Genomic DNA, 23710 nt, shown 5'->3' with positions numbered 1-23710 from the left:
GGATGGGAATTTAAGTATGTCGCAAAAAATTACCGTATTTTGAGATAATATATGATGTGAGGCGCAACCTGTTGAAATAACAAGGTCTGTGCCTTTTACTTCATGTAACAATGCTACACGTTTCGGCAAGCGCTTACAAAAATATTGACGATTTTCGCTGACTTTGTATACACTTAATGGTGAGATAAATTTCGACAGGACTGTCAGAAAGCTAGTGTTAGAAATAAAGGGGGAAACATCATGCGAGTAAAAAAGATAACGATTTTGTTTGTAATAGGTTTAGAAATGATGCTCCTTATATTAACGGGGTGTAGAGATCAGAACGATACTGTGGATACGGATAGCCGTAACCGCATCGAAAGCCAAGAAGGCTTTTATAAAGATTATTCGAAGGGATTCCTTGAAAAATTCACGTTAGAAATCCCTGTTTACGAACGTGCTTCAGAGGGATGGAATACGACAGACAACTTCTATACACGCTGGATTCAGAGAGAATTTGGCGATAAGTACAATATAAATATAAAGTTTGTGTCAATTAATAGAAGCAGTGAAGTGACGGATTATTATCAGTTGCTTGCTTCGCATAAAGCTCCCGACATTATTTATCATTATGATATGCCGCAAGCACTGGCCTATTACAGTCAACATGTTATACAAGATTTAGATCTGCAGGAAATTGCTCACTATGCTCCAACCTATTGGGAGGAAATGGGGGCTATTATTAAAGAGTATGGTGAAGTGGAAGGGGGAAATGCGTTTTTCTTTGCGGCACGTCCAGAAGCGGATATTCATGCAACGCTTATTAGGAAAGATTGGGTTGAAAAGGTAGGTATGAAGATGGAGGATCTGACTTCGCTTGAGACTTATAATGAAATGCTTCTAAAGTGGAAGCAATCCGGACTAGGTGTCGGCGCAGAAAGTTTGAAAAAAAACAATTATATTTTTAATTATTCGTTCCGAGATTGGCCCATTCATGAAACAGAAAATGCACTCTACTCTGACATAGGAATAGCTGATCTAACGACCCCGGCAACGGAACGTTATCTTCGTAATTTAAATTACCAGTACAACAACGGATTGATTGACAAGGAATTTATCCTTCGAGATGATGATAACAAAACAAAAGCCGAGTTTGTTGCTGGAAAGACAGGAACCTTTAGTCTTCACCTTACGAGCAATACCGACGTGATAAAAGCAACTTTACAGAATAACCCTGAAGCAAAGTTTGCAATATTAGATCCACAAGCTTTAACCCCGGAAGGCTATAAACCACAGTCACGGGCTTATTGGCCGTTTGGACTCGTTATGGGAATTAACGCTGAATCCTCTGATGTAGAGCGTATCGCTGTTTGGATGTATCTGGAGTGGATGATCCAACCTGAGAACTTATTGTTGCTTCAGAATGGTGTTGAAGGAGAGAACTATACAGTTGATTCTGACGGCCTTCCTGTAAGCAATCCCAATTTTGATGGGGAGTCAATGATGTCTTCCAATAACAACAAAGATTATTGGGCGCTGGTAACGGAATTACCGGAGTATTCGAATCCTGAAACTACCCGACAAGGATTTATTCGAAGTATCGCACCTGTTGGATACGAGTACTTGGGGGAGGAGATGTTGCGTATATACGAAAAAAATGCAGAGTTCAGAACGCCTGATGCCTTTTATTCGGTTGTGTTGCATAAGGTCAATGAATATAAAGCTGATCTTGATGCCATATTTCAAGAACTGTATGTGAAAATAGCTACGGCACCGCCAGAGGAATTCGACAAGGTATACGAGGCTGCAAAAAACACCTACCTTCATGCTGGATATCAAGACGTATTAAATGAAAAGGAAGCCGCGATTCGTGCAGGCTATATAAGATAACTAATATATACAAGCTTTGATTTGGAACTGTCTTTACGGCGAACATATGCCGTCCAAAGATAGTTCCATTTTTGCTTTCATTATCATATTTGATTATGCGAGAGGGGTTCATCCCGCATAAATACACGAAGTAATCAAAAGTGACATTTATCATCAATATCAAAATATTTACGAATGCGAAGCGGTGGCGTTATGATGGGCACAACCTCGCCGATGATGACAGTGTATGCATCACTTGGGAGGAAATCATTCTGCGAGGAGGTGAAGTACTTGAGCTTTGAAAACGCTTCATCAGAATTACAAACACAATCTGCAATGAACAATCGTACCAAAAGACAAAAAGGGGGAATGGGTCTTTACCTCAGGCGGGACTGGCAGCTTTATGTTTTGCTTTTAATACCGTTATCCTTCGTGCTGGTTTTCAAATACGCGCCGATGACGGGTCTCGTATTGGCCTTCAAAAATTATAAAATCGCGAAGGGCTTCTGGGGAAGCGAATGGGTCGGCTTCGACGTATTCATGGATCTCTTCAGCAAGCACGACTTTCTACGCGCCATTCGCAACACGCTTCTATTGAATGGACTCGATCTGGTCTTCAGCTTCTCGCTGCCGATCGTGCTGGCGCTCCTGCTGAACGAAATCAAAAACGTAAGGTTCAAGCGGGTCAATCAGACGGTGCTGTACCTGCCGCACTTTCTATCGTGGGTCATCATCGGCGCGATTGCCTATCAGCTGCTAAGCGAAGGCAACGGAGTAGTCAACAACATTATCTTCATGCTGGGCGGCGAACGCATTCCGTTCCTACAGCAAGACAATCATTGGCTGTTCTCTTACCTCGCGATTGGGGTATGGCAAAGCATGGGCTGGGGCACGATTATTTATTTGGCGTCCATCAGCAGTATTAACCCGGAGATGTACGAGGCGGCCACCGTAGACGGAGCTGGTCGCTGGAGGCAAGCATGGAATGTGACGATTCCGTCCATTCGAGTGACGATTGTTACGCTGCTTATTTTGAATTTGGGAAAAATAATGGAAGGCTCATTCGAACGAATCTTCGCCCTGATGAATAAAGCGACAACCGAATTTACCACGACGATTCCGGTATTGGTTTATCGCTGGGGCATCGAGAGCGGCAATTTCAGCAGAGCGACGGCGCTGGGACTGTTCCAGGCCGTGATCGGGCTGATTCTGGTATTGGCTGCGGATCGCATCGCCAAGAAGCTTGGCGAGGACGGATTGATCTAGAAGGGAGGCGAAACGCCATGAAAGAAAGCACCCGCGCCGGAGGCGCATCGGGCAGAAAACAATTTGACATTTGGGGCGTGCTGATCGGCCTCTTCTTGATCATGACCTCGCTCGCTTGTTTACTGCCGTTTGTTCACGTTGTTGCCAAATCGTTTAGCGCTGATGCCTATGTTATCGCCAATAAAATCATTTTGTGGCCCAAAGGCTTCACCGTAGAGGCATACGGTAAAATTTTCGCCGACGCCAGCATTATGCGTTCGCTTTACGTCTCCATTGTTGTGACGGTGCTGTTCACGATTATCGGCATGATCGTGACGATTTGCGCAGCGTATCCGCTGTCGCGCAAGCAGCTTAAAGGACGTTCGGTAATAACATTTATATTCCTGTTCACGATGTATTTCCACGGCGGTATTATTCCCGATTACATGCTCATTAGCAGTCTGGGAATGCTGGATACGATGTGGTCGCTCGTGCTCCCGCTGGCCTTCAGCGCATTCAATCTGCTGATAATGAAGACGGCGCTTACCAGCACAATTCCAGACAGTCTGGAGGAGTCAGCGCGGATTGACGGCGCGGATCACTTCCGAATTCTGTGGAGCATCGTGCTGCCGTTATCGAAGCCGATTATCGCGACGCTGTCGCTGTTCTACGCAGTTGGTCGCTGGAACGCTTATCAGGATGCGTTGTTCTACATTAAACAAAATGTCGATATGCGGCCGTTGCAGCTCAAGCTGTATTACCTGATTATTCAGGCGACGGAAAGCTTTCAGCTGGAGGCTACGCAAGTGCAGATCAGCAATCCGGAGGTGTTGAAGGCTTCCGTCGTTGTATTCGCCACACTGCCGATTCTGTGTATTTTTCCGTTTATTCAGAAATATTTTGTTCAAGGCGCCATGATCGGCGCGGTTAAAGGATAGCAAAAGCAATACTTCAGAAGTGAAAATTCGAAATGGGGGAATTACCTTGGTAAGAAAAAAAATGCTCTCTACCGTGCTAGCTGTCATTATGGGATTAAGTGTATTGTCCGCATGTACCAAAGATAACGGCGGCAACAACAAGCCGTCCGCTACGAACGGGGCCAGCGCCGCGCCTACTGAAAACGCTTCCGCTTATCCGGATTATTCCGGCGGCTTCCCGGAGCGCGTAACGCTGGAAATACCGATATATGAGCGCGCATTCGAAGGCTGGAACGTCACCGACAACTATTATACGCGCTGGGTTCAGAAGGAATTTGGCGACAAATACAACATCGATGTCAAATATAGACCTATTACGCGTTCAAGCGAAGTAACTGATTACGGTCAGTTGCTGGCTTCGCACAAGGCGCCGGATATTATTTTCCATTACGATATGCCGCAAGCGCTTACCTATTATGGCGAAGACGTGATGCAGGAGCTCGATTATAAAGAGATCGCCAACTATGCACCGTCATATTGGAGCAATTTAAGCTCGACGATCGAGCAATACGGCAGTGTGGACGGCAAGAAGGTGTTCTTCTTCGCCGACCGTCCGGTCGCCGACAACCAAACGACCCTCATCCGCAAGGACTGGGTAGAGAAGGTTGGCATGAAGGTCGAGGATCTGACATCGCTGGAGAAATACAACGAAATGCTGGCGAAGTGGAAGGAAGCGGGACTCGGCGTAGCCGGTGAGAAGCTGCTGCTGAATAACTATACGTACAGCTATGCGTTCCGCGATTGGCCGATCAATGAGAAGGAGCGCGCGTTGTACTCCGACTTGAGCGTTGCCGACCTGACGTCCGCAGCCAGTGAGAAATATTTGCGCAATCTGAACTATCAATTCAATAATGGCCTGATCGACAAGGAGTTCTATTTGCGCAGCGACGACGAAAAAGCTAAAGCTGAATTCGTTGCCGGCAAAACGGGCACTTTTGCTCTCTACCTCGCCAGCAATAGCGACGTCTTCGCCGCAACGCTGGCGAACAACCCGGATGCCCATTTCGATATTCTTCCTCCGGGAGCGCTCGTGCCGCAAGGAAACCAGCCGCAAGGCCGTGCCTACTGGCCGTTCGGCTTCATCATGGGCATCAATTATGAGTCCACGCCAGAAGAGCGGACTGCCGTATGGATGTATCTGGAGTGGCTGAGCCAGCCGGAGAACCTGTTCTTCTTCCAGAATGGCGTCGAGGGCCAGAACTACAATCTAGACGCAGACGGCATTGCCGCAAAGGTGCCGGATTTCGCCGGAGAATCGAAGCTGTCGAACAACAATAACAAAGATTACTGGGCGCTCGTTACGGAGATGGCGCAATATCCGGATCCGGCCGTGACGCGCAAGTCCTACCTGCAGAACTGGGCGCCTCCGGGCTATGAGTCGCTGGCGGAAACGGTGCTGAAGAATTATGAATCGAATACGGAATACCGTACGCCGGATGCGTTGTTCTCGGTTGTGCTGGGCACAGTAGGCGAATACAAAGCCGATCTAAATTCCATGTTCCAGGAGTTGTACGTGAAGATTGTGACCGCATCGGAGGCCGATTTTGATTCGGTCTACCAAGCGGCCAAGGTTACGTATTTGAAATCTGGGTACCAGGAAATTCTCGACGAAAAGCAAAAAGCGATTGACGCAGGCCAATACAGATAAGCGAATCGCAGCAAAAATCCGTATTCCGAATGTAGATCAATTAAATTCTTTCCGTAAGTAAACGAAATCGAGATATCCTCATGAATAAGTTCATGGGGATATCTAATTTAGATAATAGGAAAGGCGGCTAAAAACATGTTAAGAAAAGGTAAAATGATTTTATTATTATTTTCATTTATTTTTTTGATTGTTTTATGGACAAAGGATTTGCAAATCCAGGCGGCGCCAATTACAACACTCGTTCAAGACGACTTCGAACAATTTTCACCAGACTCTGTAATTCCAACAAGCAGCTCGGACTACTGGAGGTCAGTTTCACCTACAAGCACATTAAACGTAATGGCTCGCGAAGAAAGTGGGACAGACAATACCTATGCGTCGATCAGTAACACTCATGCATCGACAGGTGCATATTTTGGCAAACCCTTTGCCGCTGCTCAAAGTACGCTATTCGTTTCAGAATTTGATCTTAACATTCCTTCATCTTCCTCTACGGGTCGTTTGTTTTATTATGATTCATCAAGTTTAAACTCTGGCAATTTGACTTTTCGCATGGATATTGTTGGAGGCACGATGAGAGTCTATGACGGTGGTACAGCAACTACCGTAGTGTCCGGCTACTCTACCTCGACCTGGTATCATTTCAAAATTGTTTTCGATCCGGAGAATAAAAGATTTAATTTTACTATTTCGGATGGCTCAACAACGATCTATACATCGCCCTCTTTTTTTGGTTTTACTAATGTCAATGCAACAAAAGTGGGATCGCTTTCATTTATGCCTGGATATAACGGAATAGAGATGAACGTTGATAATGTTAATGTGTATGTTCCTAATTACGAGTTGGAATTATCGGGCCCATTAACACTCAATGTGCAATCTACCCAAACCGTACAGTTCACTGCGGCAGCCAATGATATCTTAGGCAGGCCCGTTTCAAATCCTAATTTAGTTTGGAGCTTATATGATGCCAGCAATCAAAATCTGTTGGACTCAAGCTCTGGCATCACAATCTCCAATAATGGGTTATTGACTGTTCAAGGGGGCAGTTCGCCTATCTCTGTGAATGTCAGGGCAACGAATGCGGCTGATCCAACTGTGTATGCGAGCCAAGCGCTTAAAATTGACAGCGCTTACTTATTGGGTTTGTCTGCGACAAATATAACATTCAGTGAATCCTTTGAGATGAATAAATTCCAGTATAGCTCAGTTGTAGGGACTTCTGTAACCTCTACTCAAATTACAGCTACTTCCTCTTTCCCTGCTAATACAGATATAACCGTAAATGACGAAGCTGCTGCAAGCGGAGTTCTTTCATCGCAAGCAGGCCTTGAGTCGGGAATTAATGAAATAAAGGTTAAAGTAGCCTCCAAGGCGTTTCCGGAGATTAGCAGCACCTACACATTATTGGTAAGCCAAACGGATACATTAAGCGATGACGCTACTTTATCGGAATTGACGCTAAGCAATGGTGCACTAGCATTCAGCAGTGAAACGACAAGCTATGCGACAAGCGTCGCCAACACGGTTACTAGTGTCACTGTTACGCTAAAAACATCGGATATTTTTGCGAAGGCAACGGTTAATGACGTGGAGATGAGCAGCCCAACCTCGGCTCCAATTCCACTTCAAGTTGGCGACAATAGGATAGCCGTTCATGTAACAGCCCAGGACGGTACACCGAAAGACTATATAATAACTGTGAACCGAGCAGAGTCAGACAATGCAAATTTGTCTAACTTGACTTTAAGCGGCGGTGTACTAAATCCGACGTTTGCAAGCAGCACAACAGAGTATACAGCCAATGCAGCCAATGGTGCTGTCAGCTTGACGGTTACACCAACAACAGAGAATGAAGATGCGACAATTACGATTCAAGGGGATCCGGTGGATAGCGGCCAAGCATCTGCTCCGATTTCTCTGCAACCTGGAAGTAATGTAATTGAGGTTTTCGTCACAGCACAGGATGGTACAACAAAGACCTATACGGTTGATGTGAATAACAGAGAATCAGTAACTTCCTACCTGTTTGATTTTGGACCTGGCGAGATAGAAACAGGGTATACAGGGGTTAGTTGCAGCGCTTCATCCTTGTATAATGCGGATATAGGCTACGGATGGGCTAGCGTGAACGGGCTCGATGGTCGCGACCGCGGCGCACCGACCGATGCGCTAAGACGAGACTTCTGCGTAGGCAATGCGTACTCCTTTACAGTGGATCTTCCTAATGGGTTATATAAAGTAAGAGCCATTGCAGGAGATGCGACTGCCGGACTTTCAGGGATGAATATCGTGACGGAAGGTCAGACAGAGAGCCTTTCCGCAGCTTTGGGAACATTTAGCAGTAAAACCTTTTTCGTACAATTGCTTGACGGACAACTGAATATGGGGATAAGCGGTTCGAGCGCAAGAATAAATGCACTTGAAATTAGTGCAGCTTCTCCTGAAGATATTTGGGGGTCTACAGCGCTTGCGTTAACGGATAACGGAGACGGAACCGTCACGTTGCAGAATTCCAAAGTTTCGCTGGTCATTGCTAAATCAACGGCCAATATTACAAGTATAAGGCTTAACGGGAGTAAACCAACACTTAACTTGGGAACTGGCGGTTATCTTGCGAATTACAAAATAAATGGAGTCAGTGGACAAAAGGCACTGACTGGCGCGACGTTCTCCATTGTGTCGCAAAGCGACGAAAGAATTGAGTTATCGTTTCTTGTACATGATCCGAATCAGCTTCCTTATCAATTAGATGCTCGTATGGTTCTGGAAGCCGACTCCCCTGGACTGTACTATTATTCAATTTATAAATATACGTCAGATATGCCGGCAGGATTAAACCTAGAACAATTGCGCTATTCGTTTAGTCCTCCAGATTCCGTATTTAAAGACTACGCCATTGATGATCTACGCAAGGGCACCTTTGACACAACTTCAGATTTGACAAGTGGGCCGGTGCTGCAGGATGCTACTAATTTGCTCGCAGATGGCTCGGTATATACCAAATACCAGCAAATCAGTTCTTTGGAAGGCGATAATCATGTGTTTGGTGTTTACGGAGACAAGATCGGTATGTCTATAATCCAAGCCAGTAAGGAATATTATGTTGGCGGTCCTACTAAACAGGAGCTGACTACGCATCAAACCGGTGCGGGGCCCAGATTGTTATGGCATGAAATTACTGCCCATTATGGCAACACTAACTTGAATCCTCCGGTAGGGTGGGAGAAAGTGTACGGTCCCTTCTATTTATATTTGAATGAAGGCGACAGTACCGATGCTATGTGGGATGATGCTAAGGCTCGCGCTGAAGAAGAAATATCCAAATGGCCTTACGCTTGGGTGGCTGACCCTTTATATGCGGCCAATTCCAGAGGGAATGCAACCGGGAAGCTAACGATTGCCGATGGCTCTTCAGCGAATAATGCATGGGTCATTCTAGCTGCAGGCGATAAGGATTGGCAGCTCCAAAATGAAGATTATGTGTATTATGCTCGTGCTGCAAGCGACGGCAGTTTCAGCATTCCTGCAGTTCGTCCCGGTGAGTACACCTTATATGCTTTTGTAGACGGTGTATTCGATGAATTCCGAAAAGATCATGTTGTTATTCATTCAAATGTGACAACGGATCTGGGGGGCCTGTCATGGGTTCCGAAGATGAATGGTGAACTACTCTGGCAAATTGGAACGCCGGACCGTTCAGCTGCCGAGTTTTTTGTAACTCCCAATGCCTATGCCTCTTCGATTCCAAACTTGGACAAGTATCGTCAATTCGGCACTTGGTTGGAGTATCCATTGGAATTCCCTAATGGTGTGGATTTCAAGGTAGGTGTGGATGATCCAAGTGAAAAATGGAATTTCTTTCAGCCGGTTTCGAAGACGCCAGGTGATCCTGCAATGCTAAAAGTTCCTAAGGATTCTTCACCAGCAATTTGGAAAATTCGGTTCGATTCTGACGGTTACCAGTCAGGGTTGGGAACTGGAACGATGACTTTCGGATTGGCAGGAAGTGTATACGGTTCTTTGCTAGTAAAATTGAATGGTGTAGAAATCGGTAGATGGGAATCTCCAGGAAATGGTGAAAGCGCATTCGGTGAAGGTCCTGAAAATGATGCGTCGTTATACCGGCAAGGAGCCGCCAGGGGGATATACTATCAAGTTCAAGCACAGTTTGACGCTGGACTGATACATCAAGGTGAGAATATCGTGGAGTTATCACTGCCTACACCTGATGGGAATGCCTCTTGGAATAATGTATTTACGAGCATTATGTATGATGCTATCCGTTTGGAAGTAGATGTTGCAACAGATGAACCTCAATTATCGGCGCTTGAGCTGGACAGCACATCGTATAACTTAAGTCTCGGTGGGACGCATCAAACCGTAGTTACAGCTATATACGAAGATAATACAAGAAAAGATGTCACCTCACAGGTCAACTTTAGTTCTAATAATACGAATATAGCAACAGTTAGCGCGCAAGGATTAGTAACTGCTGTTGGTACTGGTACGGTGAAATTGACCACAAGTTATGGTGGTATATCAGTTGAGGTTACCGTATCGGTAGCTCCATCAAGTGTAACATCACCGGGGCCAGTGGCAGGTAATACAGACAGTTTTGAAGATAAGAAAATCATTGATGAAGAATCACTAAAAAGTATTAATGATAAAGTGTCGATTCTGCTTGGCGAGAAGGAAAAAGAACTTCTTATACCAGCACAAGCGATTGAGACATTGGGAGCAAAGCCGATTGTAGTAACAAAAGGTAGCATTTCAGTAAAAATTCCTTCCTCTATCCTTAGAACTCTAAAGTCCATGCTTCCGGTTAATGAAACATCAGATGCGAAGCTTGTTCTGAAGATAGATCAGGTTGGGGAGGCGGCGTCGAGCGCATTAGTCGAAGCAGCTGCAGCTAAATCCAGCGCGGCCATTAAGGCTGTAAGTGATATATATGACTTGCGACTTGTTGGCGTGACAAAGGATGGCAAAGAAGTGAAGTTGGAGCGTTTTGAGACACCAATCACGCTGACATTCAAAGTTGAAGCCAACACGGATACCAAATTGGCTGGTGTCTACTATATCGATGACCAAGGCCGACTTGAGTATGTCGGAGGAACATGGGTGAATGGTGAACTTAGCGCGGACATTTACCACTTCAGCAAGTATGCAGTTCTGGAGTTCAATAAGACTTTTGCAGATGTTGCGGCTACCCACTGGGCAGCCGAGACGGTGAGAGAATTGGCGGCTAAGCATATCATTAATGGTGTATCCGATAAGTTGTTTGCACCAGAGAAGCCAGTTACTCGTGCGGAGTTTACTGCAATGTTAGTACGTGCGTTAGGAATTACTGCAAGCCATGAAGCTTCGCCCTTCCATGATGTAGCAGCAGAAGCCTGGTATGCAGAAATAATTGGTGATGCATACCAAGTTGGCCTAATAAGCGGCCGTGACAACGTAATATTTGATCCGGACGGATGGATCACGCGTGAGGAAGTGGCAGTTATGATAGTTCGCGCTTATGAATGGAAGAGTGATAAGCAGCTGGACATAAGTGGTAGCCTGTCGACGCGATTCAAAGATGCCGAAAAAATTAGTCAATGGGCTGAAGCGGGAGTTAAAGCTGCCGTCTCGCAAAAGCTTTTACAAGGTCGCAGTGAGCAGGAATTCATCCCTCAGGGCATTGCGAGTCGTGCAGAGAGTGCACAAGTCATCTTAAATTTATTGAAAAATTAAAGGAAGCTATAAGAGCATATTGATTAAGCATTCATAAAACATAACCAACGACCTTGAATGAATGGTCGTTGGTTATATTTTAGTAGACATACATTTTTGGGTATCGTCGAAAACTGGCTGATTGACCTCACTTTTCCTGTTTCCGATAGGCACGGGGGGACAGGCCAGACAGCTTTTTGAACACTCTGCCGAAGTGGGAAAAGTTCTCAAACCCACACTGTTCCGACACCTGAGTAACACTCCAACTTGTTCCGCGCAGGAGATTTTCGGCCTCTTTTACCCGAGTAATATTGATGTACTGGGTAAAGCCGAAGCCGGTGACCTCCTTGAATACGCGGCACAAGTGGCCCTTACTAATAAAAAAATGCTTGGAAATATCGTCCAGATGCAGCGGTTCCCTGTAGTTCAGATTAATGTGGCGGATAATATCCGTCACCTTCTGCTGGACTGGTGTAAGTTCAATATCAGGCAAAGATTTACGCTTCAGAATGTGGCGAGCTGTGAACAGCATTAATTCAATAGCCATGTTCCGGATGTGCAGTTGATAGCCTAGGGGGCATTCGTTAAGTTCGGTAAGCAGAGAGCTAAGCAGCTCTTCCACGTGCATCCTCTCCTGCAGATTAAGTCTGATCAGCGGATGGCCATCGGTGAAGGGAGCTAGAAGCAGATCTGTATCCTCCGGCGAAATTCCATTAAAGAAGGGTTGACCAAAATGGAGGACGACCCGTTCGTGATTGGGGATGCTGAGCCCTGACGTTTTGTGCACGATGTTGGAGTCGATGAGCACCATATCACCAGGGAGGATATGATGGACCGAATCCCCGATAAAGAAGTTCCTTTCCCCGCTGTATAGATAATAGATTTCGTACGATTTATGGTAGTGGGTGTTAGTCATAGAATGATGGCCGATTCTCCGGTCGAACTCGATCCACAAGGGTTCGTCTATCGAGCCGAAGTGAAGCAGGTTAGGAAGCGATTGAACAGTCATATGGAGCTCCTTTCACTGACAATAGACTGTATATATTATATCAATATTTACGGAGTTTAGTGAATAGTTGTGCGTAAATACGGAGAAACCACTCCTATTTTCATGTTAATCTTGGGTAAAGTAATATAAGTTTCATAATGCAAAATATACGGAGGAATAGATGCCATGCGTAAATTTGAATGCAACGAAGATGAAGTAAAGGAGCTTATAGACCGTGTAGTCCGCAGAACAATGAATATGGATTTCACTTGGAATTGGTCTTGCGGGGTAGCTTTTTACGGGATTTGCAAAGCATGGGAAGTGACGGGGAATCAAGAGTACATCGATTTTCTAGTCAAATGGGTGGACGAATATTTGGAACTTGGGCTGCCGCCAATGATGGTCAATGCTTGTGCTATGGGCCATACCATGCTGACGCTGCATGAAGCTACAGGAGACTCGAAATATCTTGATCTGGCCCTGATGAAAGCCGAATATTTACGGAAGGAAGCTATTCGATTCGGGGAAGGTGTATTCCAACATACCGTATCCTCCCAAAATGATTTTCCAGAGCAAGCTTGGGCGGATACGTTGTTCATGGCAGCCTATTTCCTGCTTCGCCTTGGATTTAAACTAGACAATAAAGAATACATTGACGATGCGCTCAATCAATTTTACTGGCATGAAGAATATTTGCAGGACACGAAAACGAATTTGTTCTATCATGCCTGGGATAATGTAAGGAAAGATCATCTGTCCGGTATTTACTGGGGCAGAGCCAATGCATGGGCCGCCTACACGATGGCACAAGCCTATAAAATGCTGAATCCCTTTATGCCAATGTGGATGCAGATCGGTGGTGCACTCGGCGATCAACTAACTTCTCTGGTCAGGCTGCAATCACCAAACGGGCTGTGGCATACAGTATTGAATGATGATACTTCCTATGAGGAAACCTCAGCTTCCGCCGGTATTGCTGCCGCACTGGTTTCCTATGCGCACCCTCTGCATCAAAATTATATGGCCAAAGCTTATGAAGGCATTTTGGCAAACATAGATGAAGATGGTTCGGTCCGCAATGTATCTGCAGGTACGGCGGTAATGTATAGTTCAGATGATTATAAAGTCATATCCAAGAAGAGAGTTCAAGGCTGGGGCCAAGGCTTGACATTGGCCTATTTGGTAGCCCTGCTTCAGAATAAGGAAGTTGTCAGTAACATATAGGAAAAAAGATCCTTACGATTAGAACATGCTACGTTCTTTCCAAAAGATTAGAAATACACAAGGTAAAATCGCAGCATCTATCGAATACGATTTCCAATAAAAAAAGAATATATAAGTTGAACTAGAAATTTACGTATTGGGCGATGCGCGAGCAAATCATTCTTTAGGGCCACGGTTGCAACCGGAGTCTTTGATTTCCTTGGGGAACACTTCGTTTATGGAGAAACGCTCGTCTCGCTAGCTGAAACTCCATTTTTAAATTCAACTTATAATCAGACTCCAATGCGCAGCTAACTTTGCAGCATCGTTAGCTGCGTACATAAATTTCCTATATCATGCACTAAAGTCCTCGCTAGTTTAAGGAGAAGCAGCCTACACTGCACTTCGTACAATAGAAACCTCACATGAGAGCTGTTCCAGACGGCTACAATGTAATACTGCAGTAGAATTAGCTCCAAACCAACGAATATCGCTCTAGACTAGGCATACTATTGCACAAACTGCAGTGTTCGTGTCGAGTCAGGCGAGTAACGTCGATTGTGTTGTATAGACTACAACGTAGCCTCGTCCTATTGCGCTATTTCATAAATGAACCAATCCAACTATATAAGTTAAACTAAAGTTTTAGAAAAGTATGGTAAGGAAATCGCGACCTGCATCTCGAATAAGAAAGAAAATAACTCGAACAAGGCAGGGACGAAGAAGGAAAACCAAACCGTATTAAATGAATTGAAAGAAGCGATGAAACATGTAAAGGAACGCCACATGTATGAACGCTATCAAACTGGCGGATTATCGGCTTTACAAATGAAGTATTCGTCCGGCGCGCCAACCCGAATAACAGAAGAACAACAGGACAAGTTGATACAAACCATCATCCATTAAGTCCCACATGAGGTGGGCTTCACTGTTCGTCATAACTGGAAGCTTGAATTCATTGCCGCTTTTATTGAACGCGAGTTTTCAGAAAACACTTTTCCCCATTAAAAAAAGACTCTTGAATGAAGAAGATAGCTACTTGCTATTCAAGGATGAATCGATGATTCGCGACTACCAGGCCATTCAAAAAACATAGTTTCTACGGGGAAAACAGCGCATCATTAAAACCACGGGCAAACATTTCGGAGTGAAGTTACTCGCCACGTTGGATTATGAAACCGGTCAATTGGTCTGGTAAGAAGACGAGCAGTATACCGCGGAGACCTTTTTGCATTTTCTTCAAAAGGTAGTTTCCGTGTATCGAGACGGTAAAATCGTCATGATTTTGGATAACGCCCGTATTCATCATACAAAGTTACTGCATCCGTTTCTGGAAGAAATGAACGGATGGCTCGAACTGGTTTTTTTGCCTCCTTACAGCCCTCAGCTCACCTTGTCGATGGACTCTGGAAATGGCTGAAATCCGATGTGATCAACAACGTGTTGTATCATGCTGTTTCTGAAATTCGCAAGAACGTTGGGCAGTTTATGGATGAAATAATGAAAAGGCCAACTATTCCATTTGCAGTGTGTCTAGCTGCTTGTGTAAAGAAGAGAGGCCTCATATGGTTCAGTTGTGCGACTGCTGCGGCGAAGCAAGCCCGTTAGTCGAAATGAGTCTTGAGTACTGATGTAATAACTGTATTCAGTTGCACACGGTTGTTTTAGCGGAATCCATTGAGTAAGATATAGGCGTTATACATAAGAAACTGGGGGTATTTAGTGCGAAGGATTTCTCTTATTACAGAATCTTCTGCAAGACCTAATGAAGCCAATCCAGCATATCCGTTTATAAAGTTACACAAAGCCGGTCGATCAACTCCTTTATTATGTAAATGGAAGCCAGGGTATTTCCTCATGAGGAATTCTTTTTTTAAAGTCATTATGGCCAGCGTGTGATTGGCTATGATGACCTAATTGAGCCGTATCCCTTGCAAAAGAATCATCCTCGGAAACTGAATCGATGTAACATGCGCAAAATACACTGGATTTCATATTAGCACTGGATGACGTCAAAACGAAAGCAGGGCGAAAATCTAAATGTTCTTAAGATCATCGCCTTGTTTTGACGGCGGGAAGGCCGTTCCAGAGCAGCTTCTCCAGAGAGATAGTGATCCAGGCTGTTTGCTGCTATCTCGGATGAGGACAGGAGATCCGCTATTCTCCTCCCAATAAGTTGCATCGGCAGCTTGCAGTACTTCAGTCCTATGCGTTTCCTAGGGACAGATCAGTAGAATTCTATGTGATAGCTATGTCCCTTTTATAAAGTGGGACGAGAGGACGATTCCCCACTTTTTGTAGACGCAGCCCCAAGAGAGAAGGAGCCGCAGGCTGGTATGATGACCTTATCAAGAAGCGAAAGGTGTGGGGTTGTTGTTAATTGAAGGGCAGGCGGAACGGATATGGTTGCAGATGAAGATGGATCACTTGGGGAACTGGGGCATGGATATCAACAAATGGGATTGGGTGCCGGGTGTTGGAGTTATTGCCTTGCTTGATTATGCCGAAGCTGTTCGGAGCCAAGAAGTGAAGGAGTATCTCTTGAATTGGGTTCGGCAGAATAAGGAAAAGGCCGAGCAGGAGCCTGTCATTAACTCCATCGCTCCTTACGCGATTTTTCCGGAATTATACCGGGAGTCAGGCGATGAATGGCTCAAGGAAGAGACGTCGCGGGTGGCGCAATGGCTGGTTCTGTACGCGCCGCGAACGAGAGAAGGCGCTTTTGAACATACAGTTACCGAAAATGTGGAATTCTCGGAGCAGGTTTGGGCAGATACGGTGTTTATGGCTGTGCTGTTTCTGGCAAGGGCAGCGAAGCTTCTGGGGAATTCAGCATACGCCGAGGAGGCGCAGCATCAGGTGCTGCTCCATCTGCGTCTGCTGGAGGATCGCGACGCCGGCGTCTTGTTCCACGGTTGGAACTGCAGCACGGCCGATCATATGTCTGCGGCCCGTTGGACGCGAGCGAACGCGTGGATAGCAGCTGGCGTTCCGATGGTCGTGGAAGAGATCGCCCGGCTAGCGGATATTTCACAGGAATTGCATGAACGTTATCTACGGTTGATGACGAGTCTCGTGTCATTCCAGCAAAGTGAGGGTCTGTGGAGTACAGTAATGAACGAATCTTCCTATTACAGGGAAGTTTCGGGCAGCGCAGGCATTGCCTACGGTATCTGGAAAGGATTGGAGTCTGGGCTGCTGCCAGCTGATGAAAGCTTTGAGACTGCGGCAAGAAAGGCATTGTTGGCCATTCGTCTTTACATTGGAGAAGACGGCATGGTAGGGGGTGTCTCCGGGGGAACTCCAGTAATGGAATCGGTAGAGGCGTACAATGGCATCCCCGTCTATCCGACGTTATATGGCCAAGGTCTGACTATTATGCTGTTGGGGGAAGCAATTCGGAGAGGAGAGGTCGATCATGAATCGGGAGGAACTGCTGGAGCTTATCCGTAAGGAGACAGAGGCGTTCGAGGAGGAGCTGCATCTGGTGCGCATACCGCTAACGGCGACGTACCATACGGCGCTCAAGAGCCAGAAGACGCCGGAAGTATATGGTTTGCTAGCATCTTCCGGATATGCCTATCATCTGTTGGAAGAGGGAGAGCCTGCGGGTATTCAGAGAGCCAATCGCATCTTGCGACTGGTCGTATCGCTGCAGGATCGTGATCCGGCATCGGAGACGTATGGGATATGGTCTTACTTCTTTGAGGAGCCGCTCCCCGAGATGGATTGTCCAGATTGGAATATGGCTGATTTTCACGGCAAAAGACTGATTCTGACGTTGATTAAGCACGGGAACAAGCTGGAGCCGGAGATTGCGGAGAGCATTCGTGAGGCGATTGCCCATGCCTGCCGCGCGATCATCAGACGGAACGTCGGACCTCATTATACGAACATTGCAATCATGGGAGCGTTCGTGACGCTAGTAGGAGGCGAGTTGCTGGGTCAAGCGGAATTCCGTGTTTACGGATTGGCCCGTCTTAAACGATTCTACGACTTTACGTTCGGCATCGGCACGTTCTCGGAATATAACAGCCCTTGCTACACGCCAATCGCGATTAGGGAGCTTTACAGCATCTTTGCTTATTCGTCTCAGCAGGAGGCCGTTGCCTATGCAGATGAATTAATGGATCTCGCATGGCAAATGGCGGGGGAGCACTACCATTCGGGCACGGAGGAGTGGAGCGGGCCGCATAGCCGGACTTACTCGACGCTGCTGCAGCCGGGTGATCGACAATTTCTGGCGGAAGCGCTGCTGGACGAGACGTTCGAATTTGGTGAAAATATCCGTTGTCCGAAGAAGCATCGCCCATTGTTTGCTTCGAGCGGGCCGCGAAGCTTCTCTGAGCCAACTCTGCTGGAGGAGCAAGCGGGCTATCAGGTATATGCGACTCTGTATCAGAACGAGGGTGTGTCGCTAGGTACCTTCAGCAAGGGCGTCATGTGGAACCAGCGTCGCAACCTGCTCGCTTTGTTGAACGTTGGAGGAAAGACAGTCTATGTGCAGCTGCAGTTCCTCAAGGACGGAGCAGACTTCTGCTCAGCCATGTATGCGGGCGCTCAAGTCCGGACGGACGTCGTCTTTGGCTTTAATCTGCTGACGGACAACGGAGCTTGGCATTCCGATCTGGATCGTATCGACGGGCACTTCCGCGCGAGCGATCTGCGAATCCGGTTCACGGTAGGGGGAGAGACGGAAGAGCTTTCGCTGCCCACCCTGGAGGATGGCAATAGATTAATTCTTCCGCTTGGGGAGGAGACGCTGGCTATTCGTCCGCTGCTTACTCGTTCCGACTTCGGTGAGCCGAAAATTCAAGTCAGTAGGAAGCAGGATGGTGGCGATGAGCTGCATCTGGACTACGTCATTTATGCCGGAGAGGAGCAGGAGTTCGACTTTCATAAGGTAAAGGAAGCGGCGTGGCTGTTCCAGCTCAGCATTCATGACGGAGGTGGTCGCCTTCCCGAGGCCACCATCTCGCAGAAGGGTGATCGGGTAGAGGCGGCTTTGGAGACGCAAGGCGAATGCATCTCCGTATCGTTATCCGTCGTGCCGAGCCAGACGCTGGAGCATTACCGAAGCAATGAAGTACGTATCCCGGAGAAGCAAATTCGTTTATCATCAGTGCTATAGGCTCATCGGTAAATCCCCATACTCAGCATTACGCGATTTCACTCCTGTCTCCAAGCTGTACTATCCGATAGCTCTTCGCCGTTCGGAGTGGAAGAGGAAAATAGGCAACCGGGCTGCGCTGTTTGCGCCGCATGGTTGCCTATTTTCCTCTCAGGTCGAACAAGCGGCGCACCTGTCTACTGCCGTGTCTGTGCTTGCCCGCGATATTGCTTGGGCGTAAGCCTGTTCGTCCTGCGGAACAAATGAAAGAAGTGGGACAGGTCGCCGAAGCCCGCCTGCGCCGCTACCTCGGATATGGGAAGGTCGGTATCCGTGAGCAGGCATTTCGCCTTATTCATCCGATATTCGGTTAGAAACTGAATGATGGAATAGCCGGTTGTATCCTTGAACAGGCGAAGCAGGCGCGACCGGGATACGGGAAAGCGGGTCAACAGATCTTCAATTCGAAGCTCCTCGCGATAGGAGCTGGCGAGATAGGCAATCACGTCTCCGATCAACCGCTCGTCTGCACTGCCTCCATTCCCTTGCGAGAGCGGAGCTTCTCGCAAGCTGCCGATGAGCAGAAGCAGCTCCGCGAAGCGAGTCAACGTTTTTAGCTCGCCCAGCAGCTTCTCTGATGTCATGGCGCGCTCCAGCGAATCTGTTAGCGTACGGGCTTGCTCTAGTTGCGCGGCAGACAAGAAATAGTGGCTGCCCGCGGAGCCGCCGGTGAGCAGAGCCGTGATATCTCTGGACGAAGAAGGACAAGCTCCGGTCAGTAGCTCCAAGTACTCTTCGCTAACGGCGAGAACGCATCTCCGTAATTCGGTCCCCGGCTTCGAGAAGGGATGATGCAGTATATGGGGAGGAATGATGGTCAGTGTGCCTGCATGCAACGGATACAGTCTATCCTCGACGAGATAGGTACCGTTCCCGCCCAAGCATAGATAGATTTCGTAGCCGTTATGGCGGTGAAGGGGTTTCTGGTGAAGCGCCCCCGAGCGTAACTCGCAGTGAATAGGATAATTGGCGAGGAAAAGGTTCGTAAATTCATCGGTTGCGGATCGTTGTCGCCGTCCGTTTGCTTTGCTCGACATGAAAGCCCTCCTTGCTCATACAGAAATGCTGGCTCCATCATAGCATGCTCCCTCCCCGAATAGTGAAAATCGCATCAAATCTGAGTTGCAAACGCATGCATCAAATCGGTTTGAAGCGAAAAAATCAGTTTGAACACTTCAAGTGAAGCGTTTTCAAACTGAAAAATCAATTCGGAAGCTACCGAATGGGGGAAAGCAGATGCAATAATGAAACCATCGAAACCGCATACGCAACATAGAGATGCAAGCAGCTTCGAATTAATCTATGCAAGAAGGAGAGAGACAACATGAAACCCCTTACTGTTCAAGAAGGCGAGCTCCTTGCGACGACGGGCCGGGGCCGGCGGCGTGGCTGGTCAAAGCTCAGGCCGTTCGTCCCTTTGTACATCCTGTTTCTGCCGGTGCTCGCGTATTATCTGATTTTCAGCTATGCACCGATGGCTGGGTTGATCATCGCCTTCAAAAACTACAATTTCCTGGACGGAATTTTCGGAAGCCAATGGGTGGGCTGGCAGCATTTCGAGCGGTTCCTGCAGAACGGCGATTTCTGGGTCGTATTCAAAAACACGATTCTGCTTGCGTTCTATCGGCTATTGTTTGGTTTTCCTGCGCCGATTTTGTTCGCTTTGCTGGTCTATGAGATGAGATTCAGGAAGGTGAAGCGACTCATCCAGACGATATCCTATCTGCCGCATTTTCTGTCGTGGGTCGTCGTGTATGCGATTGCATACAACTTCCTCTCCGACGTCGGCATCATTAACTCCATTATAAGTGCTTTCGGCGGAGAGCGGATTCCATTCCTCGGCGATCCATCGTACTTCCGCAGCATATTTGTAGGAAGCTCGGTCTGGAAGGAAATAGGTTGGAGCGCAATCATCTACTTGGCGGCGCTGACCCGTATCGACACCGATCTGTATGAAGCGGCCTCCATTGATGGGGCGAGTCGCTGGCACAGATTGTGGTATGTCACCATTCCAGGGATTCAGACCATCGTCAGCATTATGCTGCTGCTGGCCCTCGGCAACATCCTTTCCGTCAGCTTCGAGCAAGTTGTCGTGATGATGAATCCGATGGTATCTCCGGTCGCGGAGGTTATCGATTATTACGTGTATCGTGTCGGTTTACTTGGGGCCAATAACTTCAGCTACGCAACGGCTGTCGGTCTGTTCCGCTCCATTATTGCTGTCATGATCGTATTGATTGCCAACTGGCTTGCGAAAAAGCTTGACGAGGACGGTGGTTTGTGGTGAACGAAGTCATGCAGAAAAAAGGTATCGTCGATGTGCTTATTCTCATATTCTTACTGCTGCTCAGCGTCACGACGCTGTATCCGATACTGAACCTGCTCTTCGTGTCCTTGTCTAGCATGGACGAGGTCGTCAAGAGCAACGGCATGATGCTGTATCCGAAGTCGATTAATCTAGACGGATACCGATATATATTCCGCCATGCAGGGTTATCCGACGCTTACATGATGACGATTTTCATTACGGTCGTCGGTACAGCGATTAACCTCATTATGACCACGTTGGGCGCCTACGTCCTGTCAGTCAAGGATATGCCGGGCCGCAATCCGCTCATGATGTTTGTGCTGGTCACGATGTTTTTCAGCGGCGGCCTCATTCCGTCCTATCTGGTTATTAAAGGGCTTGGAATGGTCAACACGGTGTGGGCACTGCTTTTACCGGGAGCGATCAGCGCATGGCTGCTTATCCTCATGCGCAACTTCTTCCAATCGATTCCGAAGGAGCTGCGTGAATCGGCCAAGATCGATGGCAGCTCCGAATACGGCGTGCTCTGGCGGATTATGCTTCCCCTGTCACTGCCCATCATGGCTACGCTTGCCCTGTTCTACGGCGTCGGCCACTGGAACGAATATATTAATGTCATTATCTACATCAACGATGAGAAGCTGTCCACGCTTCAGGTGCTGCTAAGAAGGATGTACACTTCAGGCGCCATCAGCGAGATCGACGGTGATGCGCTGCCGCCTCCGGTTGAGACCGTGCGTGCGGCGACGGTTATCCTGACTTCGTTGCCGATCATTAGCGTGTATCCGTTCCTGCAGCGTTATTTTGTCCAGGGGATGATCGTGGGAGCGGTCAAGGGTTAACTGGCGCTGCTCATACATGGGTTTATGGTTCGTACGGTAACAGGCTTGGCACACTTTATATCCGGTTGTAGTCCTTCGGGGTTATAATAATAAAATGAATGCGAGAGGGGAATGTTTCGTGAGTAACAGAAAGACATTCGCAAAGACGGCAAGCATTATCTGCGCCATCGCTATCCTGGCAGGCTGTGCATCAGGCGGAAACGGCAACGGGGGCAGCAATTCGTCGGCTACAAACAGTCCAAGCACAGAGAAACCGGCTGCACCAGTTAAGCTGAGTATTGTGCAGCAGGATGGAGGAAGGGTATGGAAGGCTGATAATCCTGCAATCGTAGAGCTGGAGAGGCAGACGAACACGGATTTGGACGTCAATATGATACCAGCCGGCGAAATTATGAACAAATATAATCTGATGGCGGCATCTGCCTCTATCCCGGACATCAGCAAGTTGCCCAATTTTGAGTTCCAGAAGTATGCGGACAATGGCCTATTTCTGGAGGTCACTGATTTGATCGAGGAGCATGCTCCGAATTTGAAAAAGCTGATTTCCAAAGATATGTGGGACTTGGTGAAATATAAGGGCAAGCAACTGGCTATTCCATACGTGAACGTGCCGGCCAAGATCGTGCCGGTTGTACGTCAGGATTGGTTAGATACGCTTGGACTACAGCCTCCGACGAATCTGGAACAATATGAAGAGGTGCTGAAGCAATTCACGAAGAATGACCCGGATAAGAACGGTCAGGATGACACCTACGGCTTAGGCGCGACGGGCAACTGGAAAGGCGACTTTACGATGATCTTCGGCGCGTTCGGTATCATGCCGTTTGACTCTGGTAATATCCGCCAGAGCTATCTGAAGGACGATACGATCTATCCGTCTCAGATCGCAAGTGAATATAAGGAGGCCATTACGTATATCAAAGGTCTGTGGGATCAGAAGTTGATCGATCCCGAGCTCTTCATCATCAAGGGAGATCAAGCGAATCAGAAGCTCGTTCAGAGCAAAGCAGGCACGTTCACAGCATGGTGGTCCATCGCGCCGCAAGTGCTTAAGGTGAACCTGAAAATGAATGAAATCAATCCGGCAATGGTCTGGGATCCGATTGTTCCCGCAATCGTGGGGCCGACCGGACAAAGCGGCCTCGAATCGCGTGGCTCCATTAACGGTACAATCAACATCTCCGCCAAGGCGAAGGATCCGGTCGCAGCCATTAAGTTTCTGGATTACGTGGCGACGGATGAAGGCTGGGAGCTTGCGAACTACGGCATCAAGGGCGAGCATTATAACGATGTGCTGGAAGGCCGCACCGAAGCTGGCAACAAGGCGATGGAAGAGAAATGGCTGGACCCGCTGGCTCAGATTATCAACCGCAATGACATAATGGATAAAATTGCACAATCTTCCACAGATCCGGTTCAGCAGGAGAACAATCGCTTCATCTATGCGGCAAGAGAATATAATCTATACGAGGATGTCTTCTTCGGGGTGCCGATGACGGACGACCAGAAGACATACGGACCGGACCTCGAGAAGTATGAGGACGAGATGTTCATCAAGTTCGTGACGGGTGTCGAGTCGCTCAGCAACTGGGATCAATACGTGGACAACTGGAAGAATAAAGGTGGTAAAGCGATCCACGAATCTCGTACAAAAGCGTATAACGAGCTCAAAGGAACATCTTACAAAGCCGGCGTATAATCCGCGATTACACGGAGATACGTATAGGTTATAATAGAACAAGCAGGCAGGATAGCGATGGATTACATTA

Annotated in this window: 13 protein-coding genes and 1 pseudogene; 12 read left to right on the top strand and 2 right to left on the bottom strand. The window is 47.4% G+C overall.

Annotation, left to right across the window (positions count from 1 at the left end):
- The first annotated feature begins 240 nt into the window (after positions 1 to 240).
- The 5 genes from MHI37_RS24490 to MHI37_RS24470 all read left to right on the top strand — a co-directional run bounded on the left by MHI37_RS24490 (position 241) and on the right by MHI37_RS24470 (position 11451).
- The gene (locus MHI37_RS24490; RefSeq protein WP_076339129.1) at positions 241 to 1869 is read left to right on the top strand and encodes an extracellular solute-binding protein; all 1629 of its coding nucleotides are present in this window, start codon (positions 241 to 243) and stop codon (positions 1867 to 1869) included.
- 315 nt (positions 1870 to 2184) lie between these two features.
- Entirely contained in the window at positions 2185 to 3114 is a 930-nt protein-coding gene (locus MHI37_RS24485; RefSeq protein ID WP_076339151.1) for an ABC transporter permease subunit, read from the top strand.
- Positions 3115 to 3131: 17 nt separating this feature from the next.
- Entirely contained in the window at positions 3132 to 4031 is a 900-nt protein-coding gene (locus MHI37_RS24480; RefSeq protein WP_076339130.1) for a carbohydrate ABC transporter permease, read from the top strand.
- A gap of 46 nt (positions 4032 to 4077) precedes the next feature.
- Positions 4078 to 5718 (top strand): ABC transporter substrate-binding protein, encoded by a 1641-nt coding sequence (locus tag MHI37_RS24475; protein ID WP_076339131.1) that lies wholly within the window; start codon positions 4078 to 4080, stop codon positions 5716 to 5718.
- A 135-nt stretch (positions 5719 to 5853) separates the two neighbouring features.
- The gene (locus MHI37_RS24470) at positions 5854 to 11451 is read left to right on the top strand and encodes a cadherin-like beta sandwich domain-containing protein (protein ID WP_076339132.1); all 5598 of its coding nucleotides are present in this window, start codon (positions 5854 to 5856) and stop codon (positions 11449 to 11451) included.
- A 127-nt stretch (positions 11452 to 11578) separates the two neighbouring features.
- Here the strand turns inward: MHI37_RS24470 and MHI37_RS24465 are convergent, their stop codons facing one another.
- Positions 11579 to 12439 (bottom strand): AraC family transcriptional regulator, encoded by an 861-nt coding sequence (locus MHI37_RS24465; protein WP_076339133.1) that lies wholly within the window; start codon positions 12437 to 12439, stop codon positions 11579 to 11581.
- A gap of 165 nt (positions 12440 to 12604) precedes the next feature.
- Between MHI37_RS24465 and MHI37_RS24460 the strand changes: the two genes are divergently transcribed.
- The 4 genes and pseudogenes from MHI37_RS24460 (at position 12605) to MHI37_RS24445 (ending at position 18752) form a co-directional block, all read left to right on the top strand.
- Positions 12605 to 13642, top strand: a complete 1038-nt coding sequence (locus tag MHI37_RS24460; RefSeq protein ID WP_076339134.1) for a glycoside hydrolase family 88 protein — start codon at positions 12605 to 12607, stop codon at positions 13640 to 13642.
- A gap of 741 nt (positions 13643 to 14383) precedes the next feature.
- A pseudogene (locus MHI37_RS24455) lies at positions 14384 to 15133 on the top strand (IS630 family transposase); the annotation flags it as partial.
- 852 nt (positions 15134 to 15985) lie between these two features.
- A complete protein-coding gene (locus MHI37_RS24450) occupies positions 15986 to 17074 on the top strand; it encodes a glycoside hydrolase family 88 protein (RefSeq protein ID WP_256710672.1) in 1089 nt (362 codons plus the stop codon).
- Positions 17040 to 18752: a hypothetical protein gene (locus tag MHI37_RS24445; RefSeq protein WP_076339135.1), complete on the top strand. Its 1713-nt coding sequence runs from the start codon at positions 17040 to 17042 to the stop codon at positions 18750 to 18752. The genes MHI37_RS24450 and MHI37_RS24445 overlap by 35 nt, the downstream gene beginning before the upstream one ends.
- A gap of 176 nt (positions 18753 to 18928) precedes the next feature.
- Here the strand turns inward: MHI37_RS24445 and MHI37_RS24440 are convergent, their stop codons facing one another.
- Complete coding sequence (locus MHI37_RS24440) at positions 18929 to 19828, bottom strand: AraC family transcriptional regulator (RefSeq protein ID WP_076339136.1); 900 nt, start codon at positions 19826 to 19828, stop codon at positions 18929 to 18931.
- A gap of 287 nt (positions 19829 to 20115) precedes the next feature.
- Between MHI37_RS24440 and MHI37_RS24435 the strand changes: the two genes are divergently transcribed.
- The 3 genes from MHI37_RS24435 (at position 20116) to MHI37_RS24425 (ending at position 23640) form a co-directional block, all read left to right on the top strand.
- Positions 20116 to 21078: an ABC transporter permease subunit gene (locus MHI37_RS24435; RefSeq protein WP_076339137.1), complete on the top strand. Its 963-nt coding sequence runs from the start codon at positions 20116 to 20118 to the stop codon at positions 21076 to 21078.
- Positions 21079 to 21086: 8 nt separating this feature from the next.
- Complete coding sequence (locus MHI37_RS24430; protein ID WP_076339153.1) at positions 21087 to 21941, top strand: carbohydrate ABC transporter permease; 855 nt, start codon at positions 21087 to 21089, stop codon at positions 21939 to 21941.
- A 118-nt stretch (positions 21942 to 22059) separates the two neighbouring features.
- Complete coding sequence (locus MHI37_RS24425) at positions 22060 to 23640, top strand: extracellular solute-binding protein (protein WP_076339138.1); 1581 nt, start codon at positions 22060 to 22062, stop codon at positions 23638 to 23640.
- Positions 23641 to 23710 lie beyond the last annotated feature (70 nt).

Origin of the sequence: Paenibacillus sp. FSL H8-0548 (assembly GCF_038630985.1) — a bacterium.
Lineage (GTDB): Bacteria > Bacillota > Bacilli > Paenibacillales > Paenibacillaceae > Pristimantibacillus.
The sequence above is the reverse complement of the archived record's forward strand: the minus strand, read 5'-3'. Positions and strand labels throughout refer to the sequence as shown.

What these genes read in the sequence shown, in the direction of transcription:
- MHI37_RS24485 (WP_076339151.1), top strand. Translation starts at nt 2,185, where the DNA reads ATGAACAATCGTACCAAAAGACAAAAAGGGGGAATGGGTCTTTACCTC.
- MHI37_RS24460 (WP_076339134.1), top strand. Translation starts at nt 12,605, where the DNA reads ATGCGTAAATTTGAATGCAACGAAGATGAAGTAAAGGAGCTTATAGAC.
- MHI37_RS24445 (WP_076339135.1), top strand. Translation starts at nt 17,040, where the DNA reads ATGAATCGGGAGGAACTGCTGGAGCTTATCCGTAAGGAGACAGAGGCG.
- MHI37_RS24465 (WP_076339133.1), bottom strand. Translation starts at nt 12,439, where the DNA reads ATGACTGTTCAATCGCTTCCTAACCTGCTTCACTTCGGCTCGATAGAC.
- MHI37_RS24480 (WP_076339130.1), top strand. Translation starts at nt 3,132, where the DNA reads ATGAAAGAAAGCACCCGCGCCGGAGGCGCATCGGGCAGAAAACAATTT.
- MHI37_RS24440 (WP_076339136.1), bottom strand. Translation starts at nt 19,828, where the DNA reads ATGTCGAGCAAAGCAAACGGACGGCGACAACGATCCGCAACCGATGAA.
- MHI37_RS24430 (WP_076339153.1), top strand. Translation starts at nt 21,087, where the DNA reads ATGCAGAAAAAAGGTATCGTCGATGTGCTTATTCTCATATTCTTACTG.
- MHI37_RS24435 (WP_076339137.1), top strand. Translation starts at nt 20,116, where the DNA reads ATGAAACCCCTTACTGTTCAAGAAGGCGAGCTCCTTGCGACGACGGGC.
- MHI37_RS24490 (WP_076339129.1), top strand. Translation starts at nt 241, where the DNA reads ATGCGAGTAAAAAAGATAACGATTTTGTTTGTAATAGGTTTAGAAATG.
- MHI37_RS24470 (WP_076339132.1), top strand. Translation starts at nt 5,854, where the DNA reads ATGTTAAGAAAAGGTAAAATGATTTTATTATTATTTTCATTTATTTTT.